This is a genomic window from Glutamicibacter sp. AGC46 (genome assembly GCF_053543715.1).
In genome coordinates this window covers 623,148-644,320 of record NZ_JBLVOJ010000024.1, presented here as the reverse complement: position 1 = coordinate 644,320, position 21,173 = coordinate 623,148, and the positions used below count along the sequence as shown (strand labels likewise).

Annotated in this window: 21 protein-coding genes; 16 read left to right on the top strand and 5 right to left on the bottom strand. The window is 61.9% G+C overall.

Annotation, left to right across the window (positions count from 1 at the left end; all coding sequences use genetic code 11):
• Window positions 1-846 (top strand): agmatinase (speB, locus tag ACNPM8_RS14940; RefSeq protein WP_448940105.1); only part of this gene is annotated, 846 nt, incomplete at its 5' end.
• A complete protein-coding gene (locus ACNPM8_RS14935) occupies window positions 846-2,489 on the top strand; it encodes a thiamine pyrophosphate-binding protein (protein ID WP_105657324.1) in 1,644 nt (547 codons plus the stop codon). The genes speB and ACNPM8_RS14935, both read left to right, overlap by 1 nt.
• Before the next feature lie 93 nt (window positions 2,490-2,582).
• Here ACNPM8_RS14935 and ACNPM8_RS14930 read toward each other — a convergent pair whose 3' ends face one another.
• Together ACNPM8_RS14930 and ACNPM8_RS14925 are read right to left on the bottom strand one after the other, a co-directional pair.
• A complete protein-coding gene (locus ACNPM8_RS14930) occupies window positions 2,583-2,795 on the bottom strand; it encodes a hypothetical protein (RefSeq protein ID WP_133833215.1) in 213 nt (70 codons plus the stop codon).
• A gap of 76 nt (window positions 2,796-2,871) precedes the next feature.
• A complete protein-coding gene (locus ACNPM8_RS14925) occupies window positions 2,872-3,732 on the bottom strand; it encodes an inositol monophosphatase family protein (RefSeq protein ID WP_332503971.1) in 861 nt (286 codons plus the stop codon).
• Between the two features lie 100 nt (window positions 3,733-3,832).
• Here ACNPM8_RS14925 and ACNPM8_RS14920 point away from each other — a divergent pair, with 100 nt between their 5' ends.
• The 7 genes from ACNPM8_RS14920 to ACNPM8_RS14890 all read left to right on the top strand — a co-directional run bounded on the left by ACNPM8_RS14920 (window position 3,833) and on the right by ACNPM8_RS14890 (window position 11,539).
• Entirely contained in the window at window positions 3,833-4,339 is a 507-nt protein-coding gene (locus tag ACNPM8_RS14920) for a MarR family winged helix-turn-helix transcriptional regulator (protein WP_402741902.1), read from the top strand.
• Window positions 4,332-5,891, top strand: coding sequence for an MFS transporter (locus ACNPM8_RS14915; protein WP_105657327.1), 1,560 nt, complete (start codon window positions 4,332-4,334; stop codon window positions 5,889-5,891). Before ACNPM8_RS14920 ends, ACNPM8_RS14915 begins: the two co-directional genes overlap by 8 nt.
• 44 nt (window positions 5,892-5,935) lie before the next feature.
• Window positions 5,936-6,655, top strand: coding sequence for a GntR family transcriptional regulator (locus tag ACNPM8_RS14910; RefSeq protein WP_448940104.1), 720 nt, complete (start codon window positions 5,936-5,938; stop codon window positions 6,653-6,655).
• A gap of 133 nt (window positions 6,656-6,788) precedes the next feature.
• Entirely contained in the window at window positions 6,789-7,934 is a 1,146-nt protein-coding gene (locus ACNPM8_RS14905; RefSeq protein WP_388024980.1) for a CaiB/BaiF CoA transferase family protein, read from the top strand.
• 27 nt (window positions 7,935-7,961) lie between these two features.
• Window positions 7,962-9,140 carry an acyl-CoA dehydrogenase family protein gene (locus ACNPM8_RS14900; RefSeq protein WP_448940103.1) on the top strand — a complete coding sequence of 393 codons (1,179 nt, stop codon included), beginning with the start codon at window positions 7,962-7,964 and terminating at the stop codon, window positions 9,138-9,140.
• A 35-nt stretch (window positions 9,141-9,175) separates the two neighbouring features.
• Window positions 9,176-10,633 (top strand): aldehyde dehydrogenase family protein, encoded by a 1,458-nt coding sequence (locus ACNPM8_RS14895; RefSeq protein WP_434693641.1) that lies wholly within the window; start codon window positions 9,176-9,178, stop codon window positions 10,631-10,633.
• Window positions 10,634-10,669: 36 nt separating this feature from the next.
• A complete protein-coding gene (locus tag ACNPM8_RS14890; protein ID WP_434693643.1) occupies window positions 10,670-11,539 on the top strand; it encodes a 3-hydroxyacyl-CoA dehydrogenase NAD-binding domain-containing protein in 870 nt (289 codons plus the stop codon).
• A 72-nt stretch (window positions 11,540-11,611) separates the two neighbouring features.
• Here ACNPM8_RS14890 and ACNPM8_RS14885 read toward each other — a convergent pair whose 3' ends face one another.
• Window positions 11,612-12,046, bottom strand: a complete 435-nt coding sequence (locus tag ACNPM8_RS14885; protein ID WP_105657333.1) for a pyridoxamine 5'-phosphate oxidase family protein — start codon at window positions 12,044-12,046, stop codon at window positions 11,612-11,614.
• A gap of 96 nt (window positions 12,047-12,142) precedes the next feature.
• On the opposite strand from ACNPM8_RS14885, the gene ACNPM8_RS14880 reads away from it, so the two are divergent.
• From ACNPM8_RS14880 to ACNPM8_RS14870, 3 genes are all read left to right on the top strand, one after another.
• Window positions 12,143-13,228, top strand: a complete 1,086-nt coding sequence (locus tag ACNPM8_RS14880; protein ID WP_434693649.1) for an App1 family protein — start codon at window positions 12,143-12,145, stop codon at window positions 13,226-13,228.
• A gap of 2 nt (window positions 13,229-13,230) precedes the next feature.
• Window positions 13,231-13,698, top strand: coding sequence for an acyl-CoA thioesterase (locus ACNPM8_RS14875; RefSeq protein ID WP_105661618.1), 468 nt, complete (start codon window positions 13,231-13,233; stop codon window positions 13,696-13,698).
• A 63-nt stretch (window positions 13,699-13,761) separates the two neighbouring features.
• On the top strand, window positions 13,762-14,616 hold the full coding sequence (locus ACNPM8_RS14870) for a siderophore-interacting protein (RefSeq protein WP_105657336.1): 855 nt from the start codon (window positions 13,762-13,764) through the stop codon (window positions 14,614-14,616).
• 326 nt (window positions 14,617-14,942) lie between these two features.
• Here the strand turns inward: ACNPM8_RS14870 and ACNPM8_RS14865 are convergent, their stop codons facing one another.
• Complete coding sequence (locus tag ACNPM8_RS14865) at window positions 14,943-15,788, bottom strand: DNA-3-methyladenine glycosylase family protein (RefSeq protein WP_434693651.1); 846 nt, start codon at window positions 15,786-15,788, stop codon at window positions 14,943-14,945.
• A gap of 4 nt (window positions 15,789-15,792) precedes the next feature.
• Window positions 15,793-16,386 (bottom strand): DNA-3-methyladenine glycosylase I, encoded by a 594-nt coding sequence (locus tag ACNPM8_RS14860; RefSeq protein ID WP_105657338.1) that lies wholly within the window; start codon window positions 16,384-16,386, stop codon window positions 15,793-15,795.
• 81 nt (window positions 16,387-16,467) lie between these two features.
• On the opposite strand from ACNPM8_RS14860, the gene ACNPM8_RS14855 reads away from it, so the two are divergent.
• The 4 genes from ACNPM8_RS14855 (at window position 16,468) to ACNPM8_RS14840 (ending at window position 21,139) form a co-directional block, all read left to right on the top strand.
• Window positions 16,468-16,839, top strand: coding sequence for an ArsR/SmtB family transcription factor (locus tag ACNPM8_RS14855; protein ID WP_105657339.1), 372 nt, complete (start codon window positions 16,468-16,470; stop codon window positions 16,837-16,839).
• 2 nt (window positions 16,840-16,841) lie between these two features.
• On the top strand, window positions 16,842-17,768 hold the full coding sequence (locus ACNPM8_RS14850; RefSeq protein ID WP_105661620.1) for a cation diffusion facilitator family transporter: 927 nt from the start codon (window positions 16,842-16,844) through the stop codon (window positions 17,766-17,768).
• A gap of 122 nt (window positions 17,769-17,890) precedes the next feature.
• The gene (locus ACNPM8_RS14845) at window positions 17,891-18,640 is read left to right on the top strand and encodes an ABC transporter ATP-binding protein (protein WP_105657341.1); all 750 of its coding nucleotides are present in this window, start codon (window positions 17,891-17,893) and stop codon (window positions 18,638-18,640) included.
• A gap of 3 nt (window positions 18,641-18,643) precedes the next feature.
• Window positions 18,644-21,139, top strand: a complete 2,496-nt coding sequence (locus ACNPM8_RS14840) for an FtsX-like permease family protein (RefSeq protein ID WP_434693655.1) — start codon at window positions 18,644-18,646, stop codon at window positions 21,137-21,139.
• The last annotated feature ends 34 nt before the right edge of the window (window positions 21,140-21,173 follow it).

The following is a 21,173-nucleotide window of genomic DNA, read 5'->3' as shown; positions in this document are numbered from 1 at the left end:
GTGCCTTTCGACACCGGTGTCTCCTACCGGCCCGGCGCCCGCTTTGGCGCCAACCACGTGCGCGAATCCTCGCGCCTGATCCGCCCCTACAACCCCGCCACCGACACCTCGCCGTTTGCGCAGAGCCAGGTGGCTGACGCGGGGGACATGGCGGTCAACCCGTTCAACATCAACGAGGCTATTGAGACCATCGAGCACAACGCACTGGAGCTGACCAGTGACGGCTCCACCCTGGTCACCGTGGGCGGAGACCATACCATCGCGCTGCCGTTGCTGCGTGCCGCCTCGCAACGAGCCGGTGCTCCGGTAGCGATGCTGCACTTCGACGCGCACCTGGACACCTGGGACACCTACTTCGGTGCCGAATACACCCACGGCACCCCGTTCCGCCGTGCGGTCGAGGAGGGAATCCTGGATACCGAGGCGATCTGCCACGTCGGCACCCGCGGTCCGCTCTATGGCAAGAAGGACCTGGAAGACGACCAGCGCTTCGGCTTCGGCATCGTCACCAGCTCGGATGTCTACTACCAGGGCGTCCGCGAAATCGTGCACAAGCTGCGCGACCGCATCGGCAACCGCCCGCTGTACATCTCGGTGGACATCGACGTGCTGGACCCAGCCCACGCCCCGGGTACCGGAACCCCGGAGGCCGGGGGCATCACCAGCCGTGAACTGCTTGAAATCCTGCGCGGTTTGCGCGGGTTGAACATCATCGGCGCGGATATTGTCGAAGTCGCCCCCGCCTACGACCATGCGGAGCTGACCGGCGTGGCCGCCTCGCATGTCACCTATGATTTGATCAGCCTGATCAGCGACTTCCGCGCCAGCAAGGGGATGAATAGCTAATGAACGAGCAACCGCAACGCAACGGCGGCGATCTGGTCATCGAGACCCTCACCGCGCTCGGTGCCAAGACCGTATTCGGGATCCCCGGGCAGCACGCCCTGGGACTCTTCGACGCCCTCTCGCGCTCAAGCTTGGAGTTCATCTCCTCACGCGTGGAGAACAACTCCGCCTTCGCCGCCGATGGCTACTCCCGCGCTACCGGGGAAGTGGGCGTGCTGTTCCTCTCCACCGGCCCGGGCGCGCTGACCTCGCTAGCAGGTCTGCAGGAGGCCTACGCCACCGGCGTGCCCATGGTTGTGGTGGCCAGCCAGATTCCGCTGGACGGCCTGGGAGCCCGCCGCAAGGGCATGCTGCATCAGCTCGATGACCAGAAGGCCTCGGCCGCCAACGTCACCAAGTTCCAGCAGACCGTGCATCATGCATCGGGCATCCCCTCGGCGATCCAGGACGCGTGGGCCCGGGCCATTACCGTGCCGATGGGGCCGGTGTGGGTTGAGGTGCCGCAGGATGTCCTGCTCGCCCCGGTGATGGTGCCACCGGTACAGGATGCCCTGGCCGAAGCCTACGAGCATCCCCCGCGCGAAGAGCTGATTCGCGAAGCCATGCGCTGGCTGGCCGAAGCCAAGCGCCCGGCCATCATCGCCGGCGGCGGTGTGCGCCGGGCCGGGGCGCAGGCTGAATTGCTGGCCGTGGCCGAAAAACTGCAGGCCCCGGTGCTGTGCAGCCCCGGCGGCAACGGAGCCTTTGGCTGGAACCATGAGCTGTCCTTGCAGTCGTGGGCGGAAGACCGCTATGTCTCGGACGTCATGGAAGATGCCGACGTGCTGGTGGTGATCGGTTCGGCCCTGGGCGAGGTCACCAGCAACTACTTCACGCTCGAACCCCGCGGCAAGATGATCCAGATTGATGCCGAGCCGCGCGTGCTCGAGTCCAACACCCCGGCCCTGGGTATCCGCGCCGATGCTCGTGAAGCCTTGAAATTCCTGGACGAAGAAATGCGCGAGACAGGCTTCAAGGCCCAGGCATCATGGCACGGAAGCACCCCGCAACAGGTGGTGGCCCAGACCCTGGCAAAGGTGCAGGCGCGCCTGGATGCCCAGGATCTTGGCAAGGAACGGAAGTTCATGGCGGATATCCGCGCCGCAGTCCCGGCAGGCATGCAGACCTTCTGGGATATGACCATCGCTGCCTACTGGGGCTGGAGCTGTTGGGACGCCAAGGAGGGCGAATTCCATTCCGCGCAGGGTGCAGGCGGCCTCGGCTTCGGCTTCCCCGCCGCGATCGGTGGCGCCATCGGCTCCAAGCAGCGCGTGCTGGCAGTCAGCGGCGACGGTTCATCGATGTACTCCATTGCCGAACTGGCCACCGCCAAGCAGCACCATGCGCCGGTCACCTGGTTGATCGTTGACGATGGGGGATATGGCATCCTGCGCGAATACATGGAGGGAGCCTTCGGAAAAGCCACCGCCACCGAACTGGCCCGGCCGGACTTCGTGGCCCTTGCGCATTCCTTTGGCATCCCCGCCCAAGCGGTCGATCCCGAAGGCATCGGTTCGGCGCTCGCCGACGCCTTGGAAGCAGATGGCCCCAATGTCATTGTGGTCCGGACCCTGCTGAAGATGTTTGCGCCTACCCACCTGTAAAGCGCCCGAACGCACGCACGGCCTCGGACCTGTTGCGCCCACGAGCGATGGATCCGGGGCCGTTGCGATTAGTGGATGAGGAAAAAGTGCGGGTCAGTGGGTGAAATGGAACACCACACCGAAAAGCACTGTCGAGATGCCCAAGCTAATGCCGATGAGCAGTGGCTCCCAATCCAGGGATTGAGCTGCCAACATCACTGCGAAGGAAGCGAAAAGCAGAATTGCTCCGATTCCTCCCAGGATCACACCTCCGCCTCCATGGTGCCGCGCGGCGGAGTGCGCGGTCCGTTGAAATCGTGGTTCCATGCCGCCATCGTACGTCCGAAAGCGGCCAAAGCCGAGGGGCAGGGCCAACTACTTCGATATTGTCAGATTTGTTGGCTCAGCGGCCCGTGCGCAGCTGATGGATCCGCTCGGCTGCGGTTGCCAGGGAAGGATAATCGGCGCCGGGCCCTTGCGCGATGAAACCGGGGCAGTAGTGGTCGGCGAGTCCTGCCTGTCCGTAGGACAAGCCGCGGAACGTGCCCTGGGCCATGCGCACCAGATGCGCTCCGGCAGCCACATCCCACACCTTGGTATCGAACCCGATGGTGGCGTCGCACCAGCCTGCGGCAACATGGGCCAGGGCCAGCGCCGCGCAGACCTTGCGGCGTACCGTGGCGAAGTCCTGGATCCACTGGCCAAAGAGTTCCAAGGACAGATCCCCGTCCTTGAGCATGGATTCTGCTCCCGGGTAATCCGTCATCAGGTTGGCGCGGGACTGCTCGGGACGGGCACCGGGCTCAAGGACCTGCCCGTTGAGGAACGCGGCAGTCGAATTGGCGCTGAATTCATCACCAGAAACCGGATCGAGGATTGCGGCGGCCATCAGTTCTCCATCGATGGCTGCGGCAATCGAGATGCAGAAGAATGCCACGCCGTGGACGAAGTTGCTGGTGCCGTCAATCGGATCGACAATCCACTGCACCTTCCCGGCGGCCTGCCGTCCTTGATCGCCAGAGACCTGCTCTTCGCCGAGAACCCAGGAATCCGGGTGGGCCGAGAGCAGTGAGGCAGTGATGAGCCGCTGGCTCTGCCGGTCGATGTCGGTGACCAGGTCATGGGTGTTGGTTTTATGCTCGGCTACCACGTTGCCGCGGAAGGAAGCGCGCAGCAGCTCGGCGGACTGGCGAGCTGCCTTCAGCGCGGAAAGACGTAATTCTTCGGCGTATTGCGTGCTGGCTTGGACTCGCTGATCATTCACAACACCAGCTTACCGCCGTGGCAACAGGCAAAAACGTTGACTGGAGCAACGATTCGAACTTACATTGGTGGAAACACAATAGATAGGCAGCCGATAGATCGTGGACAAGTCTCCAGATAGCCCTTCGGATTCTGAACTCAAAATCCTGCTCGACGAGTTGGCCCGCAGTTCCAGGATCCTTCGCGTGTTCTCGCATATGGATCAGACTGACCCCGAGGTATCCAACGCCTCCCATCACGTGCTCAAGACGTTGAAAACCCGTGAACCCACGCATGCTGCCGACCTTGCGCAGTCCTTGGGGATCGGCACCGCGGCGATGAGCCGGCATTTGGCGGAACTGGAGCAAACGGGCCTGGTAGCCAAGCAGCCCAGCAAGATCGACGCCCGCCGCCACGTGCTCTGGGTGACCGAGGCGGGGTGCGAGCGGCTTGAATTCCGCGACCGCTTGCGCCTGGAGCGAATGCGGGATGTCCTTCCGGACTGGGATGCCGAGCGCTTGGCCAGCGTCGCGCACGCGCTGAGCGAATTGAACGCGACGATGATCCGCGGCATCCAAACCCAACGGACCGAGCAGTTCGGCAATGCGGAGAATTCCGACCTTGGATAAGAGCATGCCGGAAAAGGAACGTCCCACTGACCTCACCGAGGCAGCGGCAGACCAGCCGCAGATGAATCAACGCGAGGTGCTCAAATCCATCGCTGGCGTCCTGGCATCCTTCTTCGCTGCCATGCTGGCGGCGACCATTGTGTCTATTGCGCTGCCGACCATCATGGATGTCCTGGGCGGCTCGCAAACCGACTTCAACTGGGTTCTGAGCACCACGCTGCTGGCTAATGCCGCCACCACTCCCATCTGGGGGAAAATGGCGGATCTCTTCGACAAGAAGAAGCTGCTGCAAGCCGGAATTCTGGTGTTCGTGCTCGGCTCGTTGCTGGCCGGACTCGCCTGGTCCATACCCGTTCTGCTGTTCGCCCGGGTCATCCAGGGCATCGGCATGGGCGGGCTGACCGCCATGGGCATGGCAGTCATCGGCACGGTCATCCCGCCACGGGAACGTGGACGCTATTCGGGATATTTCGGTGCCGTCATGGCTGTATCTACCGCAGCAGGACCGCTGCTCGGCGGATTCATCGTGGACTCGCCCCTGGGCTGGCGCTGGTGCTTCTTCTTCGGCATCCCGATCAGCCTGCTCTCCATGCTCTTGATCCACCGGACCCTGCACCTGAAGCACCTCAAGCGTCCGGTGCATATCGATTGGGTCGGCGCGGTCCTGTTGACCACCGCCGTCTCGATCCTGCTGATCTGGGTCTCCTATGTAGGCAAAGCCGACTATTTCGGCTGGAATTCGTGGCAGACCTACACGATGGTCTCGATGTTCCTATTGCTGGTTGCCGCGTTGCTGCTTGTTGAATCACGGGTTCGTGAACCGATCATTCCGCTGAAGATCATTTGCACCCGAACAACGTCGCTGGCGATTCTCGCCTCGATCTCGATTGGCGTGGGGATGTTCGGCACCGGCGCATTCATCGGCCAGTACTTCCAGATCGCCCGCGAAGCGACACCGACCATGGCCGGCCTCATGACCTTGCCAATGATCGCGGGCAACTACTTCGGGTCCGTCTTCTCCGGGCAGATGATTACCCGCTTCGGCCGTTGGAAGATCTATCTGCTCATCGGTTCGGTCCTGAACATCGCCGGACTCGGCCTGCTCGGGCTGATGCGCCAGGATACCGAATACTGGCTCTTGGCCTGTGGCATGTTCCTCAACGGCGTGGGCATGGGATTCATGCTGCAGAACTTGGTGCTCTCGGTGCAGAACACGGTGAAAGTTACCGATATCGGGGCGGCAAGTTCTTCGGTGGCGTTTTTCCGTTCTGTAGGCGGCTCAGCAGGTGTGGCGGTGCTCGGCGCGCTGCTTTCGCGCAATGTGGCAGATCTTATTACCGAATCATTAGCGGCCAAGGGGCAGCTGTCCTCAGCCCCGGCCACCGGGGATTCCTTGAATCTTTCCGGGATGCCAGATGCGTTACGGCAGGTGGTGGAATCGGCGTATGGCGAGGCGACAGGGATCGTCTTCATCGTCTCGGCGGCCGTAGCCGTGGTTGCCTTCTTCTGCGTATTGCTCATCAAGGAAGTGCCATTGCGCAAGACGATCTAGTACCTGGCCTTGCCGCCGGGTCGAATCAGGATAAGCTTCAGACCATGAGTAGCATGCAACCGATTAAGCCGAAGGTATCTCTTACCGAGCAGGTGACCACGATGATCCGTGCCGCCATAGTTGCCGGTGAGATGGCTCCGGGGGAGCACTACTCGGCCATTGGCATCTCGGAAAAGCTCGGCGTCTCGCGAACTCCGGTGCGCGAGGCCTTGCAGCTGCTGGAAAAAGAGGGAATCGTTACCGTGGCGAAAAACCGCGGGGTGCGCGTCAACCAGATTTCATTGGAGGACATTGTCGAAGTCTTCCAGCTGCGTTTGGCTATCGAGCCTCCAGCTGCCGCACGTGGCGTGCGGAACGCGACCGAGGCTGATATCAACCAGCTGAAGTCGTTGCACCAGCGAATGCTCGCAATCGGCGAAACCGGTGATGGCCGGGCGACGCTGGAAGCGGACAAGGAATTCCACCTGTGCCTTCTGGGGCTGGCCGGAAATGCGAAACTCGACAGCGTGGTGGGGGAGCTGCGCAACCTTGTCCTGGCCCACGGGCAGCCCACCGTGCCCTTCGCCCGCTCCAGCCAGGACCTGGCCGGGGACCGCGAGGAGATCATGGAGGCGATTCTGGCTAAAGACCCCGACGCCGCCGCGCTGGCCGTTCGGGGCCACGTCATGCGCACCGCGCAGATGCTGATCCGCTCGGTGTGTTCGCGGACCCCGGGACTGGACGCAGAACCGTTCCTGGGGCGGCTGGACGCCTTGATTTCCTAGGGTATTCCGCGCCCCCTGCAGACCCGAGCAGCGAAACATCCTGAAAATCCTTGCCAAGGGTGATCCGGGCAACATAGAGTTGCATGCAACATGTAACTAAGCAATTCTGTGCGGATTGAAGGTGTGGAAGCAAATGAGCCAACCGCTTGAAGGGGTCAAGGTCATCGACCTCTCGCGCATCTTGGCCGGGCCGCTGTGCTCCATGACCCTGGCCGACTTCGGGGCCGAAGTTCTCAAGGTGGAGAACGCTGCTGGCGATGAGACCCGCAGCTGGAAGCCTCCGGTCAATGCCCAAGGCATCAGCACCTACTACTGGTCGGTGAACCGCAACAAGCAGGCAGTAGTCGCCGACTTCGCGGACGCGACCCAGTTGCAGGCCCTGCGCGGATTGATCCGCGACGCTGACGTGCTGGTGGAGAATTTCCGCCCCGGCGTCCTGGCCAAATTCGGGCTGGACTACGAGAGCCTGCGCGAGCTGAACCCGGCACTGGTCTATTGCTCCATCTCGGGCTTCGGCGAAAAGCAGGGTGCAACCTTGCCCGGCTTCGACCTGCTGGTGCAGGCAGTGGGCGGACTGATGAGCATCACTGGAGAACCAGACGGGCCTCCGAGCAAGGCCGGCGTTGCCCTGGTGGACGTATTGGCGGCGCAGAATGCGGTTGCCGGCATCCTGCTGGCCATGCGCGAACGCGATGCCAGCGGTATCGGCCAGCGGGTGACCGTCAACTTGCTCGGCTCGCTGCTGGCCGGACTGACCAACCAGTCCAGCAGCACGCTGGCTACCGGAAATTCCCCGGAACGCATGGGCAACGCGCACCCGAGCATTGCCCCCTATGAAACCTTCGCGGCCAACGGCGGCGTCGTGGCCATCGCCGTGGGCAATGACCGCCAGTTCGCTGCCTTGGCCAAGCACCTTGGCCAGCCGGACCTAGCCCAGGATCCGCGCTTCAGCAGCAATAGCGCACGGGTGGCCCACCGCGAAGAACTCAAGGCAATCATCGAAGCGGCCACCGCCTCGGCCACTGCCGCGCACTGGGCGAATGCGCTGATGTCCGCGGGAGTGCCCGCCGGAAAGGTCAACTCCATTGCCGAGGCCATCGACTTCGCCAAGGAACTTGGCCTGGATCCCGTCGCGCTGATCACCGATCCGGACACCGGGGAAGCGACCGAGCAGATCGCCAGCCCCATCGGGCTCTCGCGCACCGGCGCCCAATACCGCACCATCCCGCCGGCCCACGGGGAGCACCAAGCGCTTCTGGGCACCCTGGCAAATAGCTAATCGAAAGAACTTTCAAGGAGACTTAATATGAGCACCGCAGAACGCCTTCTGGATCCGGCCGACCTGATCAATTTCGATTCGCTGCTCTCGGCGGGGGAACTGGCCCTGCGCGATACCGTGCGCGGTTTCGTCAACGAGAACATCAAGCCGAATATCGCCAAGTGGTACAACGACGCAGTCTTCCCGCTGGAGATCGTTCCGGAGATGGCCAAGCTGGGCCTGCTGGGCATGCACCTGGAAGGCTACGGCTGCGCCGGCCGCTCGGCCGTGGAATACGGCCTTGCCGGCGCCGAGCTGGAAGCCGGCGATTCGGGGCTGCGCACCTTCGTTTCGGTCCAGGGATCGTTGGCCATGAGCGCCATCTACAAGCACGGCTCCGAGGAGCAGAAGCAGCAATGGCTGCCCAAGATGGCCGCCGGCGAAGCCATTGGCTGCTTTGGCCTGACCGAACCAACGGCAGGTTCCGACCCGTCGAGCATGAAGACCTTCGCCCGCCGCGACGGCGATGACTGGGTGATCAACGGTTCCAAGCGCTGGATCGGGCTGGCCAATGTGGCGCAAGTGGCGGTGATCTGGGCACAGACCGATGAGGGCATCCGCGGCTTCGTCGTGCCAACCAGCACCCCGGGCTTCACCGCCACCCCGATCGAGCAGAAGCTGTCCATGCGCGCCTCCATCCAGTGCGAAATCGATCTGGTCGATGTGCGCCTGCCTGGTTCGGCGGTATTGCCGAATGCCAAGGGCCTGAAGGGGCCGTTCTCCTGCCTGAACGAAGCCCGCTACGGCATCTTGTGGGGGTCCATGGGGGCCGCCCGCGATTCATTCGAGGTGGCATTGGCCTACTCGCAGGAACGCCTGCAGTTCGACAAGCCGCTGGCCGGATACCAGATGACCCAGCAGAAGCTGGTGGACATGGCCCTGGAAATCAACAAGGGCTTCCTGCTGGCCCTGCACATCGGCCGGTTGAAGGATGCCGGGAATTTGGACCTGCATATGATCTCGGTAGGGAAGCTGAACAACTGCCGTGAAGCCATCGCGATCTGCCGCGAAGCACGCACCATCCTGGGAGGCAACGGCATCACGCTGGATTACTCGCCATTGCGCCACGCCAACAACCTGGAATCGGTGCGCACCTACGAGGGCACCGACGAGGTGCACACGCTGATCCTGGGCAACAAGCTCACCGGCGTGCCGGCCTTCCGCTAAGCCGCGAAGCCAAGGAAGACGGGAGAACCAAGCAAATGAACCTTTCCACAACACTTGCCACCCTGGAGCACTGCATCAATGGCGCATGGGTGCCTGGCGAAGGCCGCCGCATCGATTCGAAGGCGGCCGCCGACGAATCCATCGTGCTCGCGGAGGGCACCGCGGCCAGCGTGGACCAGGTGGACGCCGCTTTCGGCGCCGCCCACCGGGCCAAGAAATCCTGGGCGTCCACTCCGATGGCCGCCCGCGGGGCGATTCTGGCCAAGGCCGCCGGATACCTGAAGGAGCATGCGGAGGACTTCGGAGCGGAACTGGCCGCCGAAGAGGGCAAGACCAGAGCCGAGGGAATCGGCGAGGTGCTGCGGGCCGCACAGATCCTGGTCTACTATTCCGGCGAAGCGGAGCGCGCTGCCGGCACCGTTTTCCAATCCCCGCGTGCCGGGGAACAGATTCTGGTTACCCACAAGCCGCTGGGGGTGATCGGGGTGATCACCCCGTTCAACTTCCCGATCGGGATTCCGGCTTGGAAGATCGCCCCGGCGCTGGTTTTCGGCAATACGGTGGTGTTCAAGCCGGCCAGCCTGGTGCCGTTGCTGGCCATGCGCTTTGTGCAGGCCCTGGAGCACGGAGGGCTGCCCGCTGGTGTACTGAACCTGGTCATCGGCCCGGGCGCGTTGGGTGATGCCTTCATCGCCAATGAGCATTTGGACGGGCTGACTTTCACCGGTTCCACCGGAGTCGGGCGCAAACTCTGCGCGGCAGGTGCGGCCCGGGGGATTCCGGTGCAGGCGGAAATGGGCGGCAAGAATGCTTCGGTAGTGCTGGCCGACGCAGACCTGGACCTGGCCAGCGAGCAGGTGCTTTTCGGGGCCTTCCGCTCCACCGGCCAGAAGTGCACGGCCACCAGCCGGCTGATCCTCGATGAGTCCATCGCCGACGCATTCTTGGCCAAGCTCACCGAAAGGCTGGAGCAGTGGGTGACCGGGGACCCGCTGGACCCGTCAGTGCATATGGGACCGCTGGTGGATGCCAAAGCGGCGAACTCGGCGGCACAGGGGATCGACCGGTCGCTGGCACAGGGCGCAACACTGCGCTATCGCGGGCTGGCCCCGGGAACCGGCAGCTTCCTGGCACCAACCATTCTGGAACTTCCGGAGGGGGAAGCAGGGCGAGCCAACTGCGCCTGGCAGGAAGAATTCTTCGCGCCCATCGTGTCCGTCCGCCGAGTCAACGGGTGGAAGGAAGCCTTCGAGGCTGCAGAAGACTCGGAATACGGTTTGAGCCTGGCCTTGTTCACTTCGAATCTTGCGCTGGCCCTGGAGGCGCAACAAACTCTCGCCGTGGGTATTCTGCATGTAAATTCGGAGTCAGCCGGAGCTGACCCGCACGTGCCTTTTGGCGGTGCGAAAGCTTCGGGCTACGGACCGAAGGAACAGGGGGCAGCAGCTCGCGAGTTCTACACGCACACCACGACGACCTACCTGCGCGGCTAAAAGGCGCAGGCCAGGACTGCAAAGAAAGAATGGTCAATGAGGATTGAACGTATTTTGGTGATCGGTGCCGGCACCATGGGCCGGCAGATCGCGATGAGCTGCGCGCTGGGCGGCTACGCCACCGTGCTGCAGGATATCTCTGCCGACGCGTTGGGCGCAGCACGCACCGAGCTGGAGTCCTGGGCTGCCGGCCGCGTGGCCAAAGGCAAACTCGACCAGCCCACGGCAGCTGCGGCGCTGGGGCGCTTGAGCCAGAACACCGACTTGAACCAGGCTGCTTCCGCAGCCGACTTGGTGATCGAGGCTGCTGTGGAGCGCCTGGACATCAAGGAGCAGATCTTCGCCCAACTGGGCGAGCATGCACCGGCCCACGCCATCTTGGCGACGAATTCCTCGACGCTGCCCTCCTCGAAGCTGGCCCAGGCCAGCGGCCGTCCAGCGCAGGTGTGCAATATGCACTTCTTCAACCCCGCATTGGTCATGAAGTGCGTTGAAATAGTCCGCCATGGGCAGACCAACGATGCCACGATCCAGGCTGTCACCGAGGTAGCCAACCAGCTGGGGAAGAACCCGGTGCTGGTGAACAAGGAGATTCCGGGTTTCATTGCCAACCGCATGATGGGTGCGATCAACGCCGAGGCGCTGAACCTGGCTCACCAGGGAATCGCCAGCATCGAGGATATCGATACCACCGCGAAGACCGCTTTGGGCCACCCCATGGGTCCGTTCGAGCTGATGGACATGGTGGGCCTTGATGTGATCGATTTCATCGCCCAGGCGACCTACGCCGAGACCGGTGACGAGGCCGATCAGCCGCACCCGATGATCACCGAAAAGGTGGCTGCGGGCAAGCTCGGACGCAAGAGCGGAGAAGGGTTCTACCCTTATTCCCAGGCATCGGCTTAAAGCTGGAAACGCCGCTGCCAGCCCGATGGCCATTGGGCGGGAGGCGGCGTTTGCCGTGCAGATCGGAGAGAACTATTCAGCGACCTCTGGTTGCTCGCCGAGCTCGAAGTGGCGCCCGGAGACCGAATCAATGTTGACCCGAATCCAGAAATCCTTCTGGGTGGGGATCCAGGGAGTGACGCCGCTTTCGCGGGCCTCCTTGATATCGGCCTCATGCTCCAATACTTCGGCGCTGCCGTGCACGACAACGGACCAAGCTTCATCGGAAAGGATGCCGTCGACCTCGAAAGCGATCTTTTCATTGATCGCCATGGCCGCAAGCTTATTACCGGGCGAGGTGCGCAAGAACAGCTTCCCGTTGTGCACCGCGTAGTTCACCGGAACAATATCGATCAACCCTGCAACCGAAGTTGCTACGCGTCCGTGGGAACTGTGCGAGAGCAGCTGCCACGATTGGTCCTCATCCAATACCAGGACCGGACTATTGAGCTCGTGTTCGAATTTCATAGCACCAGCTTTCTACTCTTTGTAGAAAAAGGCAAGGGCTCAAGACACAAGTTGTCGTTTTCCCGTGCTTGGCGGTCGACATGAAAGACTGGGGCTATGAGTCATATTTCGGCTGATGGCGATGCCCGGCATGTAGCTTCGCGAATGGAAGACGGAGTGCATCGTTGGCGTGCACGGCGCGCCCTGGCCAACGGCCACCAAGCGGTAATCCTTCCCTATGTGGGATATGGCTCTACCGGACCGAGCGGCGGCTGGATTCGCGTCTTCGCCCGCGTTGTGCTGGCCAAGCCCGGCGCCTTTGAAGACGGGCAGCACCAAGCCCAGGTCATTGCCGATGGCATTCGCGGTTTCCGCAATTTCATTTCCCCGATCCTTCCCGGCGGCAAGGTCAGCATTGACGTTGGCGACCAGCGCTTCGAGGTCCAGGCTGACCGTGGCGGCGTGATTGATGTGAAGCTGGTAGTCGACCTGCCCGCGGGCTGGAATGAGATCCGGCTTCATGCCCACAACGGCGATGCCGCGCAGGCGAAGATTCTCGTTATCGACCAGGCGCAGAAGTTCGGGGTGATCAGCGACGTGGATGACACCGTCGTGGTCACCGCACTGCCGCGCCCCATGCTGGCGGCGTGGAACTCCTTTGTGCTCTCCGAGCATGCCCGCGTGGCGACCCCAGGGATGGCGGTGATGCTCCAGAAGGTGCTGCTCGAGCATCCGGGAGCTCCGACCATCTACCTTTCCACCGGCGCATGGAATGTCGCGCAGACCCTGCAGCGCTTCATCTCGCGCAACCTGTACCCGAAGGGGCCGTTGCTGCTCACCGACTGGGGGCCAACAGACCGTTCCTGGTTCCGCAGCGGAATGCAGCACAAGGTTGACCAGCTGCGCCGCCTGGCCGAAGAATTCCCGCACATTTCGTGGGTGCTCATCGGCGATGACGGCCAGCATGATCCGGCCATTTATGCCGAGTTCGCGCGCCGCTATCCCGAATTGGTCCGGGCTATTGTGATCCGCCAGCTGACCCCTTCGGAAGCGGTGCTAGCCGGCGGACGTTCGCATGAGCTGCGCCGAACCACCCCCGGGGTGCGTTGGGTCTACGAGCCGGACGGAGCCCGGGTCCTTCGGGAGCTGGCCAAGTTGGGGATCGTGGGCAATGACGGCGCAAACCTGCTGAAGGAAGATTAGCCATGGAAGAAAGCATTCTGCGGGTGCAGGTCCCTATGCGCTGGGGCGACATGGATGCTTACGGCCATGTCAATAATGTCAATCTGATCCGGTTAATGGAAGAAGCGCGAATCGCCGGCTTTGGCGTGCCCGGTGGCACCGGCGCGCCAGGCTCGCAGCCGCAGGCCGATATCTTCTCTGCAGTGCCTGCCGGAACCCAGATCCTCGTTGTCGAGCATCGGGTGCGGTATTCCCGCCCGTTGGAATACCGCAACGTGCCGGTCAATGTCGATCTCTGGGTTGCCAATGTCAAGCCTGCCAGCTTTGATATCTGCTACGAGTTCCGTGACCCGGTGGAGGACTATTTGTGCGTCAAGGCCTCCACTACGTTGGCTTATTTCGACCCGGTGTCCTCGCGGGTGCAGCGTTTGAGCCCCGGAGAACGCGCGGCGCTCAGTGCATATGAAGGTCCTCCGACCTTCCCGAAGTAACCACTTGCGCTCCCGTCAATTAGGATTGATCTATCTACCCTTATTAAGACAGGAAGTGATTTTGTGTCCCAGCCGGCTGGTGATCGCCCGCAAACTGGAGGCCGACCTGCGCGCCCCCAGGTCCTCCTGCAGGTCCTCAAGCGCGAGAATATCGCACCTCATCTGGTGCGGCTCACCCTTGGCGGTCCAGGCATCTGCGATTTCGCAGACAAGCCGGTGACCGACCGCTACGTGAAATTCCTGTTCGCGAAGCCGGAACTGGGCCTTGAATTGCCTTATGACATGGAAGCGCTGCGTGAGCGGCTGGCTCCCGAGGATCTGCCGGTTCGCCGTACCTATACCGTGCGCCGCAGCGATATGCAGGCGGGAACCATCGAGGTCGATTTCGTGGTCCATGGCGATGAGGGCCTAGCAGGTCCTTGGGCGCGTGACGCGCAGATCGGCTCATCGATCTGCTTCTCGGGCCCGGGCGGAATGTTTGTCCCCAAGGATGAATTCGATTTCCACTTCTTCGCCGGAGATGAAACTGCCATTCCCGCCATTGCGGCCTCCTTGGAGTCCATGGCCCCGCAGATGCGGGGCCTGGTGGTCATCGAAGTTGCCGACGAGGCTGACGAAATGCAATTGCAGGCGCCGGCTGGCGTGGAAATTCGCTGGATTCACCGCGGTGCCGAATTCTCCCCTGAAACCACGATCCTGGAGTCCGTGGTCCGGGGGATTCCATGGCCCGAGGGCCGGGTGCAGGTCTTTGCCCACGGTGAGCGCGAAGTCATGAAGAAGCTGCGCGCATACTTCTATGACGAGCATGGCGTGGACCGCCGCGACATGTCGCTATCTGCCTACTGGGCCTTTGGCCGTGCAGAAGATGCATTCCAGGCCGAGAAGCGTACGGAAGTTGGCAAGATCTTCGCCGACTAGTCTTTTGGCGCGGACAAAATCGAGCAAGTTAGAGCGACCTAAGAAATAAATCGAAAAATTACGCAAACAGGGCTTGACGTTATTACTGGTTCTTAGGATATGCTTATTCCAGAGCTTCTCCCGTGTGTGGTCGGGAGAAGCGTCAAGCTTGACCGATATTTATCGGCTAGTTCGCTGCTTGCCGGGGCTGCTCACCTCGAAGCAGCGAGCGGCGTAGCCGGCTTGAATAAGGGGAATGGAGAATCGGCTGACTTGCTCAGTCGGCCGATTCGTCGAAAAGGGAGCTTATCAGGATTGCACACCTTGATAAGCTCCCTTTCTCGTTGCTACAGCTTGGCGGCGTCGAAGGACCACAGCAGTAACGTGGCCAGGTAGCCCGCAGCCTTCGGTGGAGGCGCCACAGCGACACCGCGATCATGAAGCTTGCTCATGGCTCGGCGAACTACTAGATCCGACTCCAGGAAGATCTCCGGATCCCGAAAACCCCGCAGGGCCATGTAATTGCGCGTCCATGGACCCACCCCGCGCAGCCCTTGGAGCTGCTCCAGGAATGCCGGCACGTCTCCGAGCAGGAACTTTCCACTGTCCTCGAACCATTCGGCTACCGCGTGCAGCGCCGTTGCCCGCGACAGCGGGCAGTGAATGATCTCGCGCAATTCCCCAGGCGTGCAGGCGGCCGTTGAGGCCGCTGTGGGGAAAGCCCGAAGGCCCGAGCCATGCTGCTGGCCCAATGCGCCGACGTAGCGCCCGCCGAGGGTCCGTGCCGCCGCCAAGGACACCTGCTGTCCAATGATCGTGGTGGCCAGGGCCTCGAAAATATCCGGGTAGCTGATGAGCCGCAAGGAGGGGTAAGCCATCGCGAGCGGCTGGTAGCAAGGAAGGGCCTGGAGCGCTTCATAAGCAGCTGTGGTATCTTGCTGCAGTCCAAGCCAATGGTTGATGATCTCCGTGAGGCGCGCAATGGATTCAGTCGGGGCGTCGTGGGTGAGCGATACGCCTGCAGGATCCAGGCTCAATGAAACTTCAACCAGGTTCCCGTCCAGCTGCAGGACGCGGTGCAGCTGGGCCGCAGCGGCATCCAGCCGCTCCTGGGCAGGCAGCGAATGCAATTCCAGGACTGCCAGTGCGTGGCCGACGTCCAGAATTCCCGTTGCCGGTAGGCGCAGTTCCATGACCTCAGGCCCAAATGCCGGAAGTGCCGCGGCGGTGCGATCCGACCAGATGGGTATCGACCATGCCGATGGCTTCCATCAACGCGTACATGGTGGTCGGGCCCACGAACTTGAAACCTCGCTTCTTCAGCGCCTTGGCCAGTTCCTTGGACTCGGGGCTTTGCGTGGGTACTTCAGTGAAATTACGCGGAGCCGGGGTCTGTTCCGGCTTGAAGGACCACACGAAATCCGAGAGGCCGCCCTCTTCGCGCAGCATCAGGGTCGCTTCTGCGTTGGCGATCGTTGCGCGGATCTTGAGCCTATTGCGCACGATCCCGGCGTCTTCCATCAGGCGATTGAAATCGTCCTCGGTAAATAATGCGACCTTCTCGGGATTGAAGTGCTCGAAAGCGCGGCGGAACGACTCGCGCTTGGAAAGGATGATGGCCCAGGACAGGCCTGACTGGAAGCACTCAAGGCTCAGCCGCTCGAAAAGTCCCTCTTCGGAGGTGATCGGCATGCCCCATTCGGCGTCGTAGTACGTGCGGAGCATGTCATTCGAGGCGGCCCAGCGAGGGCGCGCCAATCCGTCTTCGCCAACGATGAGATCTTCAGTCATATTTTCATCTTGCCATCCATCGCGATGCGCAGTTGGCCATGCAACGTTCCGTTTCGCGGCAAAGTCACCTATCATCGTTATATGGCGATAATAGAGTCAGATATCGATGCATCGGAAATCCGCAGCGGCAAGCTGCAGTTCGCTGCGCTCTTCCACGCGCTCGCTGACCCGGCACGGCTGCTGATCCTGGACCATCTGCGCACCGGGGAGCATAAGGTCAGGGAACTGACCGAGCATTTGGGGCTTGCCCAAAGCACGGTCAGCGCGCATCTGTCCTGCCTGAAGGACACCGGCCTGGTGCACGTCCGAAGCCAGGGCCGGGCCAGCATCTACTCGCTGGGCCAGGGTGAAGCACTTGACGCGTTGACCGCTGCCGCCTCGGCGCTTCTGCCGCAAGAGGCATCCCATCACCATTGGGAAGAAGCGCACAGCATGGATCCGAAGAAAGGCTGAACTTGGGACACGATCACTCTCACGGGCACTCCCATGATCATTCCGGAGCAAACCGAACCCGCCTGGCCTGGGCCTTCGCCATCACCGCTACAATCCTCGTCGCCGAGGTTGTTGGCGCTATCGTCACCAACTCGCTGGCCTTGCTGGTCGACGCAGCGCATATGCTGACCGATACCCTGGGGCTATTGCTGGCTCTGACCGCTGCCAACCTGATCATGCGCAAGCCAACGACCAAGCGCACCTGGGGATTCCGCCGCGCAGAAGTCCTCTCCGCCACCTTCCAATCGGCATTGCTGCTGGCTGTGGGCATCTATGCGGCCATCGACGCCGTGCGGCGGCTCTTCACCCCTGCAGAGGTCCAACCGGAGGGACTGCTGGCCTTCGGCATCATCGGCCTATTGGGCAACGTCATCTCCATGTGGATCATTTCCGCGGGACGCAATAGCAACCTGAATATGCGTGCGGCTTTCCTGGAAGTAGTCAACGACGCGTTGGGCTCGGTTGCCGTTATCATCGCCGCGCTGGTTATCACCTACACCGGATGGATGCGCGCCGACTCCGTGGCAGCCCTGGTGATCAGCGCCCTGATCGTTCCCCGGGCCATGAAATTGCTGGGGGAAACCACCCACATCCTTCTCGAATCCACGCCTAGGGGCCTGGACCTGCTCGGGGTCAAAGCGCATTTGGAGGCATTGCCCGGGGTGATCGCGGTGCACGATCTGCACGCCAGCCAGATTGCCTCCAACCTTCCGGTGCTCACCGCCCATGTGGTGGTCGAGGACTCGATGTTCTCCGCTGGGGTAGCCGGTGGGCTGCTGCGGGATTTGCAGCAGTGCGTGGCAGATCATTTCACCGTGAGCGTTGAGCACTCGACCTTCCAGATTGAGCCGGCATCGCACCAGGAAACCGAACGCGAACATGGCTGCTAATCGGTAACCTGCGGGGGCAGAGCGTCCACGAATTTGCTCATACCTTGGTATGACGCACCCCCGGGAAACTAGGTCCTGATGGTGGATGCGGGTTTGGCTAGGCGCTTTGTAGTATTTCTAATATGACTTCTGAGACTCTGCCAAAAACCGAAAATGCGGTCGCTGCCCGCGGCTTGACCAAGACCTACGGGCATGACAGCACTCGTGTTGAGGCCCTTCGCGACGTAAACGTTTCCTTCGAACGTTCCCGATTCACCGCCATCATGGGCCCATCGGGCTCCGGAAAATCCACGCTGATGCACTGCCTGGCTGGACTTGATACCGCCGACTCCGGCGAAATCATCATCGGCGGCAAGAACCTGCTGGAGCTGAGCGATGACCAGCTGACCGAGATGCGCCGCGAGCAGATCGGCTTTGTCTTCCAGTCTTTCAACCTCGTGCCAACCATCACCGCCAAGGACAACATCCTGCTGCCATTGTCGCTGGCCGGCAAGAAGCACGATCGCGACTGGTTCAACACCGTCATCCAGGCGCTCGGCCTGGGCGACCGCCTGAACCACAAGCCGCATGAACTTTCCGGCGGCCAGCAGCAACGTGTCGCGGTAGCCCGAGCACTGCTCACCCGGCCGGAAGTGGTCTTCGGCGATGAGCCAACCGGCAACCTCGATTCGCGTACCGGCGCCGAAGTGCTGTCCTTGATGCGCACGTCCACCCGTGAAATGGGCCAGACCATCATCATGGTCACCCACGACCCGGTGGCCGCGTCCTATGCAGACAATGTCTTGCTGATGAAGGACGGCACAATTGTCGGATCCATCCAGGAGCCAACCGTGGCTACCGTAACCGAGGCCCTGGCCTCCTTGGCGGAGTAAGCAATGCTGCACGTAGCACTTTCGAATATCAAGACCTATGCACGTCGATATATCGCCGTCATCCTGGCTGTGGCCATCGGCACCGCCTTTCTTGCCGCAACGCTTTCGGTGAACTCATCCACCCAGGCGACACTGAAGAACTCGCTCGGAGACGCCTACAAGAACGCCGATCTGGTGGCCTACCCCGATTGGGACCTGGTTCCCGGCGCCGAGGAGTTGACCGAGCTGGGCCTCAAGGACATCGCAGATGTCCGGAACCTGCCTGAAGTTTCCACCGCCTATGGCCTGGCCTACGCCGATGGCCTGCTGCGCACGGCGGACAACAGCTACGGCGTGTCCGCACAGCCAGTAGATCCCGACCAGGGGCTGGGCGGCATGGAATTGATTGAGGGCCGGGCGCCCCAAGGTTCCAACGAAATCATTATCGATGCTTCCCACGCCAAGGAAATGGGCGTGTCCATCGGGGACGTCGTGGCTCTGGAAAATGGCGCGATCTCGCCGGCGAACTACAACATCGTGGGCATCCAGCGCTCGACCACCAACCCGCGGACCTCGGCCTACGCCTTGGCCGGCATGAGCGAGAAAGCGTGGCAGCACTTTTCCGGCGGCCAAGCGCTGATCACCGAAATCGTGGTCAATGGCGACGGCTCCGACGAGTCATTGAAGGCAGAGCTGGAGAAGCTGTTTGCCGGCAAGAAGATGGCTGACATGGCGGTGGTGACCGCCGATGAGAAGGTCTTGAACGAAGTCGCCCAGTTCACCGGAGGCACCGACCAACTCAGCGTGATCCTGCTGGTCTTCGCACTGATTGCACTGGTGGTCACCGGTCTGGTTGTGGTCAATACCTTTGCCGTAGTCATTGCCCAGCGCACCCGCGAACTGGCACTGCTGCGCATCCTGGGCGCCAAGCGCAAGCAGATTCGTAGCTCGGTGCTCATCGAAGCACTGCTCATTGGCATTCTTGCCTCGATTCTCGGTGTCTTGCTCGCCGTCGCACTGATGGCGGGCCTGATCCAGCTGCTGCACGTGATGGTGCCGGAGATGTCCTATGCGGCGTTGGCCCTGACCCCGCAGGGATTGGCCATCCCAATTCTCGTCGGCGTACTGATGACTGTGGTCGCAGCGAGCCTGCCGGCTCGACGGGCGATGAAACTCGCACCGCTGGCGGCCTTGCGCCCCTTCGACGCTGCCAGCGTGAAGAACCGTGCCGGCAAAGCCCGGATCATCTTCGGATCGCTGTTCGTGGTGGCCGGCGCCAGCTTGCTGGCCTACGGCGCGATCCAGGGGGATCTGGTAGTCGCCTTCCTGGGCGGCCTGGTTTCCTTCCCGGGGATCCTGATGCTGGCTTCGCTGTTCGTGCCGAGCAGCGTTTCCGGGATCGGCAAGGCCGTGGCTGGCAAATCGACGGCGGGAAAGCTCGCGGCCCTGAACGCCGTGCGCAACCCGGGCCGAACCACCGCGACGGCAACGGCACTGCTGATCGGCGTGACCTTGGTGTCCATGATCATGGTCGGCGGCCAGACCGCCAAGGCCAGCTTGAACAACGCTGTGGCCGCAGAATTCCCGGTCGACATGATGGTCTCCTTCTATGACCGCCAAGTTTCAGGCGCCGAGACCAAGAACATGCTTGAGCAAATCAATGGCGTGGACGGGATTACCGCCAGCTCCAGCTTCACCTCCGGATATGCGGATGTGGACATGGGGACCGATGAAATGTTCAACGCCGAGATCATGTCCATTGATCCCACGAGCTTCGCTGACGTTGCACTGGACCCGAATATCGTGCCGGCAGATGGCGAAATCGTCTATGTGCTGGGTAGTCCCGAAAATCCGACGATGGAAGTTGGCGGGCAAACGCTGGCAGTGAAGAATTCCGAGGCCATGCTCTCAGGAAATATCGTCACCGAGCAGACTTTCAGCAAGCTGGAAATCGATGAAGCCAATCAGTACTCGGGGATCCTGATCAAGGTGGATTCCGACGTCAACGCAGCGGGCGTCAACGAACTGGTCACCAAGGTTTCTGCCATCACCGGCGTTGAATCATCAATGATCAATGGCGGTGTGGTGATGAAGTCGATGTTCTCCCAGATCATTGACGTGCTGCTGATGATTGTCTCTGCCTTGCTGGCAGTCGCCGTGCTGATCGCCCTGATCGGCGTAGCCAACACGCTCAGCCTCTCGATCCTGGAACGCACCCGGGAGAATTCCCTGCTTCGTGCCCTGGGCCTGAAGAAGAAGCAGCTGCGCGGCATGCTGGCAACCGAAGCGGTACTGATTGGCGGCGTCGCAGCCCTGCTCGGCTTGGTGCTGGGCGTGGCCTATGGCCTGCTTGGAGCCCGCTCGGCACTCGCGTCCATGGGAACGATGACCTACGAGATCCCATGGTGGCAGCTCGCACTGGTCCTGCTGATCAGCATCGTGGCAGCGCTCTTGGCATCGGTGACTCCGGGCCGCCGCGCCGCAAAGTTGTCGCCGGTTGAAGGATTGGCCGTCGAATAGCCGGTAGCCAGCCAAAGACGGTGGTGCGGAAAGC

What these genes read in the sequence shown, in the direction of transcription:
- ACNPM8_RS14935 (WP_105657324.1), top strand. Translation starts at nt 846, where the DNA reads ATGAACGAGCAACCGCAACGCAACGGCGGCGATCTGGTCATCGAGACC.
- ACNPM8_RS14930 (WP_133833215.1), bottom strand. Translation starts at nt 2,795, where the DNA reads ATGGAACCACGATTTCAACGGACCGCGCACTCCGCCGCGCGGCACCAT.
- ACNPM8_RS14910 (WP_448940104.1), top strand. Translation starts at nt 5,936, where the DNA reads ATGAGTAGCATGCAACCGATTAAGCCGAAGGTATCTCTTACCGAGCAG.
- ACNPM8_RS14905 (WP_388024980.1), top strand. Translation starts at nt 6,789, where the DNA reads ATGAGCCAACCGCTTGAAGGGGTCAAGGTCATCGACCTCTCGCGCATC.
- ACNPM8_RS14900 (WP_448940103.1), top strand. Translation starts at nt 7,962, where the DNA reads ATGAGCACCGCAGAACGCCTTCTGGATCCGGCCGACCTGATCAATTTC.
- ACNPM8_RS14895 (WP_434693641.1), top strand. Translation starts at nt 9,176, where the DNA reads ATGAACCTTTCCACAACACTTGCCACCCTGGAGCACTGCATCAATGGC.
- ACNPM8_RS14890 (WP_434693643.1), top strand. Translation starts at nt 10,670, where the DNA reads ATGAGGATTGAACGTATTTTGGTGATCGGTGCCGGCACCATGGGCCGG.
- ACNPM8_RS14885 (WP_105657333.1), bottom strand. Translation starts at nt 12,046, where the DNA reads ATGAAATTCGAACACGAGCTCAATAGTCCGGTCCTGGTATTGGATGAG.
- ACNPM8_RS14880 (WP_434693649.1), top strand. Translation starts at nt 12,143, where the DNA reads ATGAGTCATATTTCGGCTGATGGCGATGCCCGGCATGTAGCTTCGCGA.
- ACNPM8_RS14875 (WP_105661618.1), top strand. Translation starts at nt 13,231, where the DNA reads ATGGAAGAAAGCATTCTGCGGGTGCAGGTCCCTATGCGCTGGGGCGAC.
- ACNPM8_RS14865 (WP_434693651.1), bottom strand. Translation starts at nt 15,788, where the DNA reads ATGGAACTGCGCCTACCGGCAACGGGAATTCTGGACGTCGGCCACGCA.
- ACNPM8_RS14860 (WP_105657338.1), bottom strand. Translation starts at nt 16,386, where the DNA reads ATGACTGAAGATCTCATCGTTGGCGAAGACGGATTGGCGCGCCCTCGC.
- ACNPM8_RS14855 (WP_105657339.1), top strand. Translation starts at nt 16,468, where the DNA reads ATGGCGATAATAGAGTCAGATATCGATGCATCGGAAATCCGCAGCGGC.
- ACNPM8_RS14845 (WP_105657341.1), top strand. Translation starts at nt 17,891, where the DNA reads ATGACTTCTGAGACTCTGCCAAAAACCGAAAATGCGGTCGCTGCCCGC.
- ACNPM8_RS14840 (WP_434693655.1), top strand. Translation starts at nt 18,644, where the DNA reads ATGCTGCACGTAGCACTTTCGAATATCAAGACCTATGCACGTCGATAT.